Raw genomic sequence first — 14,961 nt, 5'->3', positions numbered from 1 at the left:
GCTTTTTTGCTGCATTGGGTTAGACAAAAAATTGATATACATCAAAAAAGCGAAGCGCCACTATCTAGCATTGCGACCATGAAGTCGCTGTGGTGTATCTTTCACTGTTATTTTTTACACTGTATCAGGTGCGCCTGCGCGACACTTGAATAAGGCCAATATTTGATGCGCTCCTCTCGCAGTGATGAGTTAACCCGCAGTACTCAAGCAATTCCGATGTATCGCCAACAGCAGCGGCAAGCCATCGTCATATTTGCGTTGGCTCTATGCATTATGTTGCTGCTATTCGGTTGGTTATTGGAAGGGCAGTACCAGCAAGAGATCCGCTCGGCTGAGTCTCGAGCTATTTCGCGTTCGAATGTAGTGGCCGAGTGGGCAAAGGGTATGCTGGGGCAGAGTGGGCAGGCACTTTTTACCTTGGCGGAGCGAGTGGAGAGTGTCGGAGGGGCGGGCCTCAATAATACGGCGAGCATACAGTATGCTTTAGAAAGTTTGGCTGGCTATATGCCACTAATTGATGAGCTTGGCGTTCTCAATGCCCAAGGGCGTGTCTGGGTAAGTAGTAGCAATAACCGGCATGCGGGTCTTGATATTAGTGAGACTGATTTTTTTCGCTCTTTCCAGCAAGGCAAGCAGCAAGAGCTGGTTACGCCGCTTTACTGGTCATCACAGAACCAGCAGTTCTACCTCTATCACGCTCGGCGGGTAAATGATGCAAACGGTAATTTTAACGGCTTGGTGGTTGCTCGGCTGGTGCCGCAGACCCTGATCGAAGCGCTGCAGCAAATGCGCGTCTATGACGGCGAAAGCATGACCTTGGTGGACTCTAATCTCAAATTAATTGCCCGACATCCCATGCCCACAAACGGCGCTACCGTGGGCAGGCAAATTGAAGATTCTGCTACGCAACAGTGGCTCAAGACGCAAGAAGCGTCACAAACATTTACCGCGCTTTCACCCATTGATGGGCGGGAGCATCTGATCCATTTGCAACGAGTCAGTCACTATCCGGTACTGGTGGCGGTGGGCGTGGATGTGCAGCAGTTATTAGCAGGTTGGCGACAGCGAACACTGGTGTTAACGGGCGTTATGGCGATTATTGTGCTATTGGGGGCGTGGGGAGTGCGCCACTATTTGAACCGCCTCGCGCTCTCTTATCAGTTGCAGACCCGTGAGATGCGGATGGATGCGCTGATTAACTCCCTACAAGACCTGATTTTTGTATTTGATGGTGAGGGACGATTTCGCTTTATCCATGCCATCGAAAAGGACAAGCTACTCTTGGGTAGCCAGCAAGCTCTAGGATTGCACTATCAGCAGGTGTTGCCCCCCGCGTTGGCAAACACCTTTGACGCCATCTTTCATCAAGTTCAGCAAACCCGTCAGGTGGCGACGTTTGAATACCCGCTGATGCTAGGCCAACAGCAACGTTACTTTCATGCCACTGTTAGCCCCTTGGCAAGCAAAACAAAATACTTTGAAGGAGTGCTTTCTGTGACCCGCGATATTACCGACGCGAAGCAAGCCGAGGTTGAACTGCAAATCGCCGCTGCTGCATTCCAGGCGCATTTAGGCATTATGGTGACCGATGCGCGGGGCAATATCCTGAAGGTTAATGACACCTTTAAGCGTATTACCGGTTACAGCGACGAGGAGGTGATTGGCAAAAACCCGCGTATGTTTAGTTCCGGCCACCATAACGCTGCGTTTTATCGTCGGCTTTGGCGTAGCGTTATGGCAACGGGTAACTGGGAAGGGGAGATATGGAATCAGCGCAAAAACGGCGAGCTGTTTCCTGAATGGCTGACCATTAGCGCCGTGTATGGCCACGGCGGTGAATTGACTCACTACGTGGCGACCATGAGCGATATTAGTGAGCGTAAAGCGGCCGAGCAGGAGATCCACCAGCTTGCCTTTTATGACCCGTTAACCGGCTTTGCTAACCGCCGACTGTTTATTGACCGTATTGGTACAGCGTTAAAAGAGCTTAACCGCCATCAGCGCTGTGGCGCGTTAATCCTGATCGATATTGATAACTTTAATCATGTTAACGATACCCTAGGCCACCATGCGGGCGACCAGCTGTTGCAAAGTGTTGCCCGGCGCTTTGGGCAAATGTTGCGAGATACCGACACCTTGGCAAGGTTGGGAAGCGACGAGTTTGCGGTGCTGATTGAAGGGATTGATGGTAGCCCCCGGCAAACTCAGCAACTGGCTGAACATATCGCGTATAAGCTGCTGGCTGCGCTGGATGAGCCGATCAGCGTGGGGGAAGAGAGTGCGTTAGTCACCGCTAGCGTAGGTATTACGATCATCGCAGATAGCCAGCGCAGTGCAGACGACTATCTTCAACAGGGAGATATGGCACTTTCCCAGGCGAAATCCAGCGGCCGACGAGCAGTGCGCTTTTTTAACCCTTCCATGCAGGCAAAACTGCTAGCTAAGGTAAAACTAGAGTCGGATCTTCGCCAAGCGCTTGAGCATCAGCAATGGCAGCTGCATTACCAACCTCAGGTTGATCGTCTGGGTAGATTAATAGGCGTTGAAGCCCTACTGCGCTGGCAGCACCCTGAGCGTGGGTTAGTCTCGCCGGGCGAGTTTATACCGCTGCTAGAGAGCACAGGGCTGATTAATGATGTCGGGGAGTGGGTGCTGGAAGAGGCTTGCCAGCAGTTAGCCCAGTGGGCAGGTTCGCCGCTGCTGGATAGGCTCACGATTTCGGTGAACATCAGCCCATTACAATTCCGCGAGAACAACTTTCTGCAGCGGGTCGAGCAGGTATTTCAGCGCACTCAAGCGCCGCTAGAGCAGCTGAAATTAGAAGTCACTGAAACGCTGTTTGTAGAGGCGCGTGACGATGCACGCGATAAAATGCTCAGTCTAAAAGCCTTGGGCGTTCGTTTTTCGCTGGACGACTTCGGCACCGGCTACTCGTCGCTGGCTTACTTGGCCCAACTGCCGTTGGACCAGCTGAAAATTGACCAATCCTTTGTGCAGCAAGTGCTAGAGAGCAAAGCAAACGCGGCGATTGTGGAAAGTACCATTGCCCTGGCGAAGAGCTTAAACCTGGATGTGATTGCCGAGGGGGTGGAAGTGGAAGCACAGCAGGCGTGGCTGATGGCCCATGGCTGTCACGCCTTTCAGGGCTATCTGTTCGGACGGCCGGTGTCCGTTAATGACATTGAAGCAGCCGTGCTAGCTCAGTCCTACGCTTGAGGCATGCAGCTTGATGAGTAACGCCGCGATCAGCGCGGCGTGCTCAAAGCTCTCGGGGGTAATCACCTCAAGCCGCGAGTCTTGCCGCCAAGCGCTGCTGGCAACGCTTAGGGCACCATCCGCGCGGTTGAACCGTTTCCAGCCGTCAGCGGTGTGGAATACTCCCTTTACCCGCGCCGTAGTGGGCAGCTCGCTAAAACAATAGGCGAGATGATCAAGGTCGAATCGCTCGGTAGGGTGCCAGCGCAGGCCCGTACTGGTGTAACCCAGGGCAGTGGCGGTTTGCTGTTGGGGCTGGCCAGGAGGGGGCGGAAAATCGAAAAAAGCGCCCTCTAGGCTAGGGCTGGCTGCCAGAGCCTGATGCTCGGCAGGCATCGCAGGCTGATCTTGTTGGCGCGCCTGGCCGCTGTCCAAGATGAGCGACACCGGCAGTACCCCTTCCTCAACGGTGTACACCCATTTACGGGCCGGCCATAGCGTGCTGATAAACTGCTGCGCTTGTTGGTGCTGGGCGTTGCTTGCCTGCTCGCCCATGGTGATAGCGATGGCGTCGGCCATATTTAGCTGATCCTGAAACGTGTCGTGCTCGCGCACGCGGGCTTCATCCAATCGGCGTGGGTCAAGCGTGGCGATGATATCCTGCACCGCCACCACGTCTTGAAACGCCTCGCCGCGCAGCAGGTCCAGCAACCCTGCCGGGTGGCCAAGGCCAGAGGGCTCAATAATCACTCGGTCGGGCTTGCTGCGCGCCAATAAATTGACCAGCGCCGCCTGAAGCACGAACGCTAGCTGGCAGCATAGGCAGCCGCCGGGCAAGCCTTTCACCACCACATCATCGCGGGCATCAAACATCGCCTGATCAATGCCGATCTGGCCAAATTCGTTGACCAGAATGGCCCATTTCTCACCCACAGGCTTTTGTTCAATCAGGCTGTGGATAAGCGTGGTTTTGCCGCTACCTAAAAAGCCGGTAATGATATGCACCGGTATTTTTGTGTTGGCTGTTTTTGCCACCCCCACCAATGCCTAGCCCCCTGTCATGTTCATAAAGCGTACTACCTGAACATCACCATCGGTGGTGAAGTGGTGGCGCTCAGGCTTTAGCGGCAGGGCGTTGATAATCGCCTCTTTCAGTGCCTGCATATTGCCGGGATGACGGCGCAGCACGGCACGCAGATCCACCGAGTGTTCATTGCCTAAACAAAGCAGCAGGCGGCCTTCCACGGTCACCCGCACCCGGTTGCAGGTATCGCAAAAGTTGTGACTATGCGGTGAGATAAAACCAACCCGGCTGTCGCTATCCGCCATCCGGAAGTAGCGCGAGGGCCCTGGGGTGGTTTCGGTCGTGGGGATCAGCGGGTAGCGTGATTCAATCAGCGTCTGAACGTCATCGCTGGAGTAGAAGGTTTCCGCCCGAGAGTGATCGGAAACATCGCCCAGCGGCATCTCTTCGATAAAGCTAATATCGAGGCCTTCCCGGCGGGCAAAAGTGACCAAGTCGATGACTTCGTCGTCATTACGCCCTTTCAAGATCACCGCGTTAAGCTTGATACGCTTAAAGCCTGCTTCCTGAGCGGCATGAATACCGTCGATGACTTTGGCTAAATCACCGGTGCGGGTGAGTTGCTTGAAGCGTTCGGCATCCAGCGAATCCAGGCTGATATTCAGCCGACGTAAACCGCCGGCGTACAGCTGCTTGGCGTGTTTGCGCAGGCTGGCGCCGTTGGTGGTCATGGTGAAGTCGTTAAGACCTGGCATCGAGCCGATTTCATCGACCAACTGGGTGATATCACGGCGCACCAGAGGCTCACCACCGGTCAGGCGAATTTTTTCCACGCCGAGTTCGGTAAAGGCGCGGGCCACCATGGCGATCTCTTCCAGCGTGAGTACCTGGGCGCGGGGCAGAAATGTCATCTCCTCGCTCATGCAGTATACGCAGCGGAAGTCACAGCGATCGGTGACCGAGATACGCACATAGCTAATGCGCCGGCCAAAGTCGTCGATTAGTTGCTGGGTCATAGCCATCCCGTTAGTGGTTGTATGCTGACTACCTCACCTAATTGTGCGCCGTCTTGGTCATCGGCAAGCTCAATCAAACAGTTAGCAGCCACCATCGAGGTTAAAATACCCGAACCCTGAGCGCCGGTACTGCGCACGTGTAGCTGTCCATTCTCATCAGTATGGTAAACGCCACGCATAAAGTCAGTACGCTTTAAGCGACTTTTTAACAGGTTATCGGCGATTGCATGCAGGCGATGGGGTGGCGCCATGGGCTGCCCATGAAGGCGGTCCAGCAGCGGTGTCACAAACTGTCCAAAGGTTACCATGACAGCGACCGGGTTGCCGGGCAAACCGACAAATGGCGTGCGCGATTCGCCCAGCCAGCCGCAGGCCATGGGGCGCCCTGGGCGCAGTGCCACGCGCCAAAAAGCCAGGCGGCCCAGTTGTTCCAGTGCAGCGCGAGTAAAGTCGGCCTGACCCACTGACACGCCGCCGCTGGTGATCACTAGATCGCTCTGTTCGGCGGCTTGCTTAAGCGCCGTTTGGGTCGCGTTTAAGTCATCCGGCAGAATGCCCAGATCGATCACCTCGGCCCCCTGCTCGGTGAGTAAGCCGATCAGCGTGAAGCGGTTAGCATCGTAAATGCCGGCCTTGGGTAGTGGTTCGCCGGGGGGCGTGACTTCATTGCCGGTGGAAAAAATCGCCACTCTGGGGCGCTGGCACACGCTAACCTCTGCATAACCCAATGACGCTAACAGTCCCATCGAGGCGGCATCGAGCCTTGCTCCCGCAGGTAGCGCCGTATCGCCAGTGGCAATATCTTCACCGGCCTGGCGAACATGTTGGCCGTGCTTGAGAAGCTCGGGCGACTCAATGATCACATGCGCAGGCTTATCATCTAACGGTTCGCGCAGCTGTTCACTCATCACCACGGTATCGGTGCCCGGCGGCAGCGGGGCGCCGGTAGTGATGCGCACACAGTGACCGGCAGGTACTAATTCGCTGCGATACTGCCCGGCCAACACCTCACCGGCCAGCGGCCAATGGGCTTGCTTGGCCCCAACACCTTCTTTAGCCAAGGCGAGCGCTACGCCATCCATGGCCGCATTGGTATTTTGCGGCACATTAATGGGGGCCTGAATGGCTGTGGCCAGCCGGCGGCCGTGAGCCTGCGCCAGCGGAATCTGTTCGCTGCCCAGCGGGCGTTCAATCAAAGTGGCGAGTGCTTGGCGCGCTTCATCCACGCTAAGCATCTGCTCACCAAGGTCAAAGCAGGAAAGCGTCATGTCGACACCTTCCCTGAGGCGGCTGCCAGCAGACTTTCCAAACGCAGCTTCTCTTCTTCGGTATTAAGATTGGCAAACGCATCGGGACAGTCCGACATATCGACCTTGCACCACGCATGGCGGGCGTACCAACGGTCAATCTTGCGTTCGCCTTCGGAAAGTGTAGCGGCCAAATCATCTGCCAGCGAAGTGCGTAGCAGGGCAACCACTGGATGCAGCCGTTCGCCGTCAAAGGCCACGGCGATATCATGATCGCCAATCCCTGCCACCATGCGCGCGACTAGATCGTCAGGCAGGGCGGGGGAGTCGCAGGGGGCGACTAGTAACCAAGGCGTTTTTGCCGCACGTAGGCCGCTGTAAATACCCATCAGTGGGCCTTTAAAGCCGCCTTCTTTATCGGCAATCACGCGATCGGCGAAGAAGCGGTAGGCGTCAGCATTGCGGTTGGCGTTAATCAGCAGCTCGGCTACTTGGCCTTCAAGGCGTTTTACGACATGGCCGACTAATGGCAGGCCCGCGAATGGCTCAAGCCCTTTATCCCGGCCACCCATTCTGCGCCCTTCACCGCCTGCGAGAATCATGCCGGTGAGTTTGTGAGTGGGAATCATGAGCTTGCCTCTTTAGATGAACGGGCATGAGATGGTCGATTAGGTATCGCATCCAGCGCCAAGCGATTCTGAGTATTAATCGCCTGAAAGTGGCGGCCTTTGGCGCGGGCAATCAGCATCACGCCGAAGCGTTCAGCCAGCTCGACGCCTTTTTGGGTAACACCGGAGCGCGAAACCAGCACGCTAATGCCCATTTGCGCCACTTTGAGTACCATCTCAGATGTCAGTCGCCCAGTGGTATAGAAAATATCGGCATCGGCGCTGTCGGCTTGTTGCAACCATTGGCGCCCGGCCAGGGTATCCACCGCATTGTGCCGCCCCACGTCTTCAACAAAGTCGAGCACCTCGGTTTGGCGGCAAAGCGCGCAGCCGTGAACGGCGCCCGCGCTACGGTAGGTCTCATTATAGGCGTTGAGGTTTTGCAGCAGTTGATAGAGCGTGGATTGTGCTAACTGCGTATCAGGAAGCGCCGTCAGAGCGGTTTGGTCGAGCAGTTTACCAAAGACCGTGCCCTGGCCGCAGCCGGTCGTCACCGTACGGGTGCTTAACCGCGTCTCTAAATCCTCGGGCAAGTGGCGTGTAATGACGACCGCGGCCTCTACTTCCCAATCCACCTGCACGGCGGCTAAATCAGCTGCGGCACGCAGTAACCCCTGGTTGCGTAGATAGCCCACGACCAGCGCTTCAGGGTCATCGCCCAGCGTCATCAGCGTGACGATTTCACGTTTGTTGAGATACACGGTGAGTGCCCGTTCAGCGGCGATGGCCTGCTGACGCGCATCGCCATATTCATCAACGATGCTGATTTCGGTGGTGGCCGGTAAGCGGGCTCGGCTTATCTGAAAGGCAGGCTGAAGGGCGGGCATGGTAATCCTCGCGAAATAGTTCTCGCAAAACGACAGGGTTGACGATGATGGCGCTGGGGATGCTTACTTGTCTACCCATTCAAGCGCTATCCTTATAAGTGCGATTTTTCTAAGTACTATTTTCTAAGTGCTATTTTTCCACATGTCATCCATGCAAGGTGCAGGGTTTTTAAAATATGAGCGATAACCTACGCCCCATCAGTATTACCTTGGTGGCTGAGCCCAAGCAGGTGAAGCGATTTACACTGACACAGTGGCGCATTGCTGAGCTAACGCTGGGCGATCAGGGGGATAATGTCCTTAACCTGCAGCTGTCGATGACCGAGCGTGCTGCTTACCGCTTCAATCTAACGTCGACTACTCCGCGACTGTTTGTGCGAGCAGGCTTTACCGGACAAACACCCAAGCCGGATGTGATTACCGCTAGTCAGGACGTTGCGGCTGGTTGGATGGATGGCGAGCAACAGGTGCTCGAAGCACCGATGCCAATGGCCATTCAGGTCTGGCTTGAGAGTTATCTGGCACGCCATGGGGAAGCGCCACTGGAAATGCGCAAGAAAAAACACAAAGGGGCTGGGCGCGCCAAAGACACGCCCTCCAAGGAGCAGCCGTAATGAGTCGCCTGGAACGCTGGTCGCGACTAAAGCGCCATGTGCAAAAAGAAGAGGACGCATCGGCGTCCGCTTCACCAGATACTACGCCCGTTGATGAGGCACCTGCTGACCAGGAGGCAGCGCTTCATAACGAGGCCGAGCAACCTAACGCTGAGAACGACCAGCCCCTGGCAACGTCAGCCGAGGAGCCAGAACCCGGCAGTCTCGACCACACCTTGCCAGATCCTGACACGCTGGAAGCAGGCAGCGATTTCAGTGCGTATATGGCGCCGGGCGTTAGCGGCCCTTTACGCCGACAAGCATTGAAACGCCTATGGGCCACCGGTAACTACAACGTGCGCGATGGCTTGGATGACTACGACGCCGACTACAATAAGCTGTTGAAACCGATGGCGGCAGATCTCGCCGGTAAACTGCGCCGCTGGACGCATAAAGTGGAAGAGGCGCTTGATAAGCCAGTAGACGAGGGCCACACCGAGTCCCCGGCTGAAGTGGCAGCCAGTGAGCCGTCGACAGCTGCCGACGAAGAGCACTCCGCACCTTGCACGGCCAGTAACAACGTTGTAAAAGAGCCTTCACTAGACGACCAGTCTGATTATTTATCTGACACTCATACCAAACTATGACATTATTCCTTAGTATATAAAAATCAATAAGTTGAGCATTGATTTAGTTGCTAGCGTTGGCAGCGTTGACGGTAATTAAGTTGGCAAATATCAGCATTGCACATAGGCTGAACTTAGCTTCAACGTATTGTTATGCCACAATAGTTAAATATATAACTCAAAAATATAATAAGAATGATTCCCAGACCGTGAGAGCGCATGAACCAACGAATCCAACTGGCGTCGATAGACGACCAGCGCAATGCCGAGGCTCGGGAAACGGTACGCCGACGTATCTCGTGGCCAGCTAACCTAACGCCTGCCAATGTGACCTATCACAGCCGTGGTCATGCGCTGTTAATAGGTACCGAAGCCGACGTTTACCCTGCCGCTCGCGCTCTACAGGGGCGCGGCTTGGCATCGCTGACGCTACTTGTCACTGAGTCTGACGCGAACAGCCCGGGAAACGATGCTGTCGATCCTCTCGGGGCTAGCGAACCGCTGGTCGCCCAGACGCTGACCCAGGGACAACTCAGCCAACTGCGTATCAATGGCTATCTAGGTGCCTTTAGCGTTCAACTTGACGATGAAGATGCGCCGCTGGATATTGCTCGCGCACTGATTGAGCGCGACGGTTTTGACTTAATCCTCGATCTTGCTCCAACTTCGCATACCCAGCGCTGGGAGCTGCCGCCTCCTGGCTATGTAGTGATGCAGTGGCAGGACGTTGAGCAGCGCAGCGATATTCTTGACGATTTTGTGGGGCTAGTGGGCGAATTCGATAAGCCGCGCTATTTCCAAGTCAACAGTGATTTATGTGCCCACTCCACCAGCGGCAACATTGGTTGCACCCGCTGTTTGGATGTTTGCCCGGCGGATGCCATCTCCAGCATTCAGGGGCGGATTGAGTCTCGTATTGAGATTGATCCCTTCCTCTGCCAAGGCGTAGGCAGTTGCACCAGTGCTTGCCCTACGGGTGCTATCGAATTTCGTCTACCAGAAACGCGCCGTCAGCAAGACACCCTATCCGCTTGGCTGGCAGCCTATCGCGAAGCCGGTGGTCAGGTGCCGGTGCTGCGTTTTATTACCCATGACTCCCAAGATGCCGAGCGCGCTGCGGGTGTAGTGCCCGCAGGCCATATCATCGACGCACCGTTAGAAGAGCTTGGAGCCGCAGGTCACGACCAGTGGCTAACCGCCCTGGCTGCCGGTGCCGCTGAAGTGCGTATCCAGCTGCACCCTGACATGCCTGCCCGCTTGAGTAACTTTTTGACTGATCAAGTCGCTCAAGCACATGCCTTGTTGGACGCGCTGGGCCATGATCGCGCCCGTGTGACGCTGATTGAGGTAGCTGACCACGCTGCTCGCGATGCGCTACCGGCGCTTACTCCACTGACCGAGGCGCCGCTTAGTCTACCTGAGCCTGAAAAGCGGGCACGCTTGAACCGCGTGCTGGCGCGGTTAGCCGAGTTGGGTAACCCCAGCGACGAGCGGGTTGCTATGCCGGTGGGCGCTGCCTACGGCGCCATTCAGGTGGATCGCGATGCCTGCACGCTGTGCCATGCCTGCGTCAGCAATTGCCCAACCCCCGCGCTCAAGTCAGGTGGTAAAACCCCCGCGCTGAGTTTCCTTGAGGCGGATTGTGTGCAGTGTGGCCTGTGTGAACAAGCCTGCCCGGAAGATGCGATTACCTTGATGCCCGGCTTCCTGGCCTCGGAGGCTCGCGAAACGCGCCATATCTGCCACGAAGAAGCGGCCTTTGAATGCATCAACTGCGGCAAGCCGTTTGCTACTGTCAGCACGGTAGCTACTATTAAAGAAAAGCTGGCCAACCACCCCTACTTTGCTGGCGAAGCGATGATTCGTCTGGAAATGTGTGAAGACTGCCGCGTTAAGGATGTTTGGAAAACCATGATTCGCGATCCCGACGCGCAACTGAAGGTATAAGCCGATGACGGATGCACTGCCCACGCTGAAAGAAGCGGATGCGCTACGCGCCGATATTTACCGGCTATTAGCCACCTTATTGCGCCAGGCGCCGGATGCCGAGTTGCTAAATTGGTTGGCTGAACTGGACATCGAACAAGACGGCAGCCGCTTGGCTGAGTGTTGGCATGCGCTGGCAGCCGCCGCCAAAAACACCGACGTCGAAGGGCTGCAGCGTGCTCACTTCCGCCTCCTGGTCGGCGTCATTCAGGGTGAGGTGGTGCCGTATGCTTCTTGGTACCGCAATGGCGAATTGATGGAAGCGGCGCTGGTAGCGCTGCGTCAGGATTTGAAGGTGCTCGGTTTTGTGCGCAGTGAACATACCCGTGACCCAGAAGATCACTTGGCGGCACTGTGCGAAGTGATGGCAATGCTGATTGACTCAGCGAGTCACGAGCAGGCCTATTTTTTTAGCCAACATTTAGCCCCTTGGGCGGCCAGCTGTTTTGCCGACCTGGGACAGGTAGACACCGCTTTCTATGCAGCGCTGGGGCAGTTGGGTGGCGCTTTTATGGAGAGTGAGGAGGCTCGCTTGAGTGTTGATGCGGGCCATACGCCGGTGCGTATTGTTGAGCCTTAACGCAGGCTCCATAAAAAAATCAGTAAAAATCAAAAACAGCATAAAAAGACCCGCTATAAAGGCATGCAAGAGGAGAAACCCATGCACCCGTCACACAATCCTGAGCGCCGCCGTTTTATGAAAACCGTTGGGTTGGGAACCGCCGCTGCTGGCGCTGCAGCGGCCGTCGGTCATGTCACCCTGGCACAGGCTGACACTGCCCCAGTGAAAAACGAAAAACAAACGGTTAACTACCGTGAGACCGACCACGTCCGCGCTTACTACGCCTCGCTGCGTGACTGACGGCGGAATGCCAGGAGATTTGCCATGCGTTTAACTCGCAAAACAGACACCCCCAAGGCCTCTGGACTGGGAATTTCCCGCCGTCAATTCCTCAAGCGCACCGGTGCAGCCACAGGCGGCGTGGCCGCTGTCGGCTTCATGGGCGCGCCGATGATGCAGCGCTCGGAAGCCGCGGATAAAACACCGGTACTGGACTCTCCGGTAGAGACCAAACGTACCATCTGCTCCCACTGTTCAGTGGGTTGTGGCGTTTATGCGGAAGTTCAAGAGGGTATTTGGACTAAGCAAGAACCCGCTTTTGATCACCCCATCAACCGCGGCGCACACTGCGCAAAAGGCGCTTCACTGCGCCAGCACGGTCACTCCACGCGGCGCCTCAAGTATCCGATGAAGCTGGTGGCTGGTGAGTGGGAGCGCATGAGCTGGGAAGACGCCGTTAACGAAATTGGCGACAAGCTGCTTGAACTACGCGAAGAGCACGGCCCGGACAGCGTTTACTGGCTGGGGTCAGCGAAGTTCAGCAACGAGCAGGCGTATCTGATGCGCAAGCTTGCCTCGCTGTGGGGCACCAACAATACTGACCACCAGGCGCGTATCTGTCACTCCACCACCGTGGCGGGCGTAGCGAATACCTGGGGTTATGGAGCGATGACCAACTCGCTCAATGACATGCATAACAGCAAGGCGATTCTGTTCATTGGCTCTAACCCCAGTGAAGCGCACCCGGTCGCGATGCAGCATATCCTGATCGCTAAAGAGCGTAATAACTGCGACATCATCGTCGCCGACCCGCGCTTTACCCGCACTGCCGCCAAAGCCAATAAATACGTGCGTCTGCGTCCTGGCTCTGATGTGGCGTATATCTGGGGCCTGCTGTGGCACATTTTCGAGAATGGCTGGGAAGATAACGAGTACATCAACCAGCGCGTTTACGGGATGGATGAAGTGCGCGCCGAAGTCGCCAACTTCCCGCCCAGCGTCGTCGAGGAAGTCACCGGCGTGCCCGAAGCCGAGATGTACGATGTCGCCAAACGCCTCTCCGACAACCGCCCAGGCTGCGTGGTCTGGTGTATGGGCGGCACCCAACATACCACCGGCAACAACAACACCCGCGCTTACTGCATTCTGGAGCTGGCGTTGGGCAATATTGGTGTCGCTGGCGGCGGCGCCAACATCCTGCGTGGGCACGATAACGTGCAGGGCGCGACTGACCTTGGCCTTGGCTGTGACTCGCTGCCGGGCTACTACGGCTTGGCGGAAGGCGCATGGCAACACTGGGCACAGGTATGGGATGTCGACTACGAGTGGATTAAAGGCCGCTATGACGATACCGAATACGCCGATGGTCAGCCCATGTACAGCCCCGGCATTACCGTGTCGCGTTGGGTCGATGGCGTGCTCGAAGACGACGAAAACATCTCCCAGCGCACCGCGCTGAAAGCGATGTTCTACTGGGGCCACGCGGTTAACTCCCAAACCCGCGGTGTAGAAATGCAAAAGGCGATGCAGAAGCTGGAGATGATGGTCATCGTTGACCCTTATCCCACCGTCGCTTCCGTTATGCATGACCGCACCGATGGTGTTTATTTGCTGCCAGCGGCCACCCAGTTTGAGACGACCGGCAGTGTTACCGCCACCAATCGTTCGATTCAGTGGCGCGACCGCGTGATTGAGCCACTGTTTGAGTCCAAGCCCGACCACGAAATCATGTACCTGTTTGCCCGCAAGCTGGGCATTGGTAATGAGCTGGTGAAAAACTACCAGATGAACGGCGACGAGCCGTTGATCGACGATATTCTGCGTGAAATCAACCGCGGCATGTGGACGGTAGGCTATACCGGGCAAAGCCCTGAACGCCTCAAAGAGCACCAGAAAAACTGGCACACCTTCAGCTTCGAGAACTTGCGCGCAGAGGGTGGCCCGGCGGATGGTGACTACTACGGCTTGCCGTGGCCTTGCTGGGGTACACCTGAGTTTAAACACCCGGGCTCGCCCAATCTTTATGACACCAGTGTTCCTGTGATGGAAGGCGGCATGGGCTTCCGCGCCCGGTTCGGTATCGAGCGTGATGGGATCAACCTGTTGGCGGAAGGTTCAGCGCCTGTCGGCGGCGATATTGACGACGGCTATCCGGAGTTCAACGACCAACTGCTCAAGGATCTGGGCTGGTGGGACGACCTGACCGCCGAAGAGAAGCAGGCGGCGGAAGGCAAAAACTGGAAAACCGACCTCTCCGGCGGTATCCAGCGTGTCACGATTGAGCATGGCTGTGCGCCCTACGGCAACGCCAAAGCCCGCGCTGTGGTCTGGACCTTCCCCGACCAAGTGCCGAAGCACCGTGAGCCGCTTTACACCACGCGCCGCGATCTGGTTGAACGCTTCCCTACCTGGGATGACTTCGACTCGATTATGCGCCTGCCGACCATGTACAAAACCATTCAGGATCGCGACAACACCGGCGAATATCCGATGATTCTCACCTCCGGGCGTTTGGTTGAGTACGAAGGGGGCGGTGAAGAGACGCGCTCCATGTCGTGGCTTGCCGAGCTGCAGCAAGAGATGTTTGTCGAGATCAATCCGGCCGATGCCAACGACCTCAGTATCAAAGATGGTGATGATGTCTGGGTTGAAGGGGCTGAAGGGGGCCGTGTGAAAGTTAAAGCACTGGTCACGCCTCGCGTTGATCGTAACGTCGCATTCATGCCGTTCCACTTTGGCGGCATGTTCCAGGGCGAAAGCCTGCGCGACCGTTACCCGGATGGGTCTGACCCGTACATCATCGGTGAAGCGGCTAACACCGCCACCACCTACGGCTACGATCCGGTGACACTGATGCAAGAGACCAAGTGCACCATTTGCCGCATTGAGCGCGCCTGAGTCTAGAAAACTTGAGTCTAGAAAACTGAGTTTAGAACAA

General features: G+C 56.3%; 12 protein-coding genes. 7 read left to right on the top strand and 5 right to left on the bottom strand.

Features of this window, described 5'->3' with window-relative positions:
- Positions 1–165 precede the first annotated feature (165 nt).
- Entirely contained in the window at positions 166–3,216 is a 3,051-nt protein-coding gene (locus ACWI0H_RS18700) for a bifunctional diguanylate cyclase/phosphodiesterase (protein ID WP_101148125.1), read from the top strand.
- On the opposite strand, the gene ACWI0H_RS18695 is transcribed toward ACWI0H_RS18700, so the two are convergent.
- Genes ACWI0H_RS18695 through ACWI0H_RS18675 form a run of 5 tightly spaced genes read right to left on the bottom strand, consistent with a single transcriptional unit; the run spans position 3,196 to position 7,977 of the window.
- Complete coding sequence (locus ACWI0H_RS18695; protein WP_485874210.1) at positions 3,196–4,239, bottom strand: CobW family GTP-binding protein; 1,044 nt, start codon at positions 4,237–4,239, stop codon at positions 3,196–3,198. The two genes, ACWI0H_RS18700 and ACWI0H_RS18695, sit on opposite strands and share 21 nt — an antisense overlap.
- A 3-nt stretch (positions 4,240–4,242) precedes the next feature.
- Positions 4,243–5,235: a GTP 3',8-cyclase MoaA gene (moaA, locus tag ACWI0H_RS18690; RefSeq protein WP_485874209.1), complete on the bottom strand. Its 993-nt coding sequence runs from the start codon at positions 5,233–5,235 to the stop codon at positions 4,243–4,245.
- Entirely contained in the window at positions 5,232–6,503 is a 1,272-nt protein-coding gene (gene moeA, locus ACWI0H_RS18685) for a molybdopterin molybdotransferase MoeA (RefSeq protein WP_485874208.1), read from the bottom strand. Before moeA ends, moaA begins: the two co-directional genes overlap by 4 nt.
- Entirely contained in the window at positions 6,500–7,111 is a 612-nt protein-coding gene (gene mobA, locus ACWI0H_RS18680; RefSeq protein WP_485874207.1) for a molybdenum cofactor guanylyltransferase MobA, read from the bottom strand. The genes moeA and mobA overlap by 4 nt, the downstream gene beginning before the upstream one ends.
- A complete protein-coding gene (locus ACWI0H_RS18675; protein ID WP_485874206.1) occupies positions 7,108–7,977 on the bottom strand; it encodes a formate dehydrogenase accessory sulfurtransferase FdhD in 870 nt (289 codons plus the stop codon). Before ACWI0H_RS18675 ends, mobA begins: the two co-directional genes overlap by 4 nt.
- A gap of 176 nt (positions 7,978–8,153) precedes the next feature.
- On the opposite strand from ACWI0H_RS18675, the gene ACWI0H_RS18670 reads away from it, so the two are divergent.
- The 6 genes from ACWI0H_RS18670 to ACWI0H_RS18645 all read left to right on the top strand — a co-directional run bounded on the left by ACWI0H_RS18670 (position 8,154) and on the right by ACWI0H_RS18645 (position 14,921).
- Complete coding sequence (locus ACWI0H_RS18670; protein WP_336273916.1) at positions 8,154–8,591, top strand: DUF3305 domain-containing protein; 438 nt, start codon at positions 8,154–8,156, stop codon at positions 8,589–8,591.
- Positions 8,591–9,217 carry a DUF3306 domain-containing protein gene (locus tag ACWI0H_RS18665; protein ID WP_336273915.1) on the top strand — a complete coding sequence of 209 codons (627 nt, stop codon included), beginning with the start codon at positions 8,591–8,593 and terminating at the stop codon, positions 9,215–9,217. Before ACWI0H_RS18670 ends, ACWI0H_RS18665 begins: the two co-directional genes overlap by 1 nt.
- 198 nt (positions 9,218–9,415) lie before the next feature.
- Complete coding sequence (locus ACWI0H_RS18660; RefSeq protein WP_336273914.1) at positions 9,416–11,143, top strand: 4Fe-4S dicluster domain-containing protein; 1,728 nt, start codon at positions 9,416–9,418, stop codon at positions 11,141–11,143.
- Positions 11,144–11,147: 4 nt separating this feature from the next.
- Positions 11,148–11,762 carry a TorD/DmsD family molecular chaperone gene (locus ACWI0H_RS18655; RefSeq protein WP_336273913.1) on the top strand — a complete coding sequence of 205 codons (615 nt, stop codon included), beginning with the start codon at positions 11,148–11,150 and terminating at the stop codon, positions 11,760–11,762.
- A gap of 81 nt (positions 11,763–11,843) precedes the next feature.
- On the top strand, positions 11,844–12,044 hold the full coding sequence (locus ACWI0H_RS18650) for a twin-arginine translocation signal domain-containing protein (protein ID WP_176303970.1): 201 nt from the start codon (positions 11,844–11,846) through the stop codon (positions 12,042–12,044).
- Between the two features lie 24 nt (positions 12,045–12,068).
- Positions 12,069–14,921, top strand: a complete 2,853-nt coding sequence (locus tag ACWI0H_RS18645) for a molybdopterin-dependent oxidoreductase (protein ID WP_485874205.1) — start codon at positions 12,069–12,071, stop codon at positions 14,919–14,921.
- Positions 14,922–14,961 lie beyond the last annotated feature (40 nt).

The organism is Halomonas sp. NYA30, from assembly GCF_976980765.1.
The sequence above is the reverse complement of the archived record's forward strand: the minus strand, read 5'-3'. Positions and strand labels throughout refer to the sequence as shown.

What these genes read in the sequence shown, in the direction of transcription:
- moeA (WP_485874208.1), bottom strand. Translation starts at nt 6,503, where the DNA reads ATGACGCTTTCCTGCTTTGACCTTGGTGAGCAGATGCTTAGCGTGGAT.
- ACWI0H_RS18650 (WP_176303970.1), top strand. Translation starts at nt 11,844, where the DNA reads ATGCACCCGTCACACAATCCTGAGCGCCGCCGTTTTATGAAAACCGTT.
- mobA (WP_485874207.1), bottom strand. Translation starts at nt 7,111, where the DNA reads ATGATTCCCACTCACAAACTCACCGGCATGATTCTCGCAGGCGGTGAA.
- ACWI0H_RS18675 (WP_485874206.1), bottom strand. Translation starts at nt 7,977, where the DNA reads ATGCCCGCCCTTCAGCCTGCCTTTCAGATAAGCCGAGCCCGCTTACCG.
- ACWI0H_RS18670 (WP_336273916.1), top strand. Translation starts at nt 8,154, where the DNA reads ATGAGCGATAACCTACGCCCCATCAGTATTACCTTGGTGGCTGAGCCC.
- ACWI0H_RS18655 (WP_336273913.1), top strand. Translation starts at nt 11,148, where the DNA reads ATGACGGATGCACTGCCCACGCTGAAAGAAGCGGATGCGCTACGCGCC.
- moaA (WP_485874209.1), bottom strand. Translation starts at nt 5,235, where the DNA reads ATGACCCAGCAACTAATCGACGACTTTGGCCGGCGCATTAGCTATGTG.
- ACWI0H_RS18700 (WP_101148125.1), top strand. Translation starts at nt 166, where the DNA reads ATGCGCTCCTCTCGCAGTGATGAGTTAACCCGCAGTACTCAAGCAATT.
- ACWI0H_RS18665 (WP_336273915.1), top strand. Translation starts at nt 8,591, where the DNA reads ATGAGTCGCCTGGAACGCTGGTCGCGACTAAAGCGCCATGTGCAAAAA.
- ACWI0H_RS18660 (WP_336273914.1), top strand. Translation starts at nt 9,416, where the DNA reads ATGAACCAACGAATCCAACTGGCGTCGATAGACGACCAGCGCAATGCC.
- ACWI0H_RS18645 (WP_485874205.1), top strand. Translation starts at nt 12,069, where the DNA reads ATGCGTTTAACTCGCAAAACAGACACCCCCAAGGCCTCTGGACTGGGA.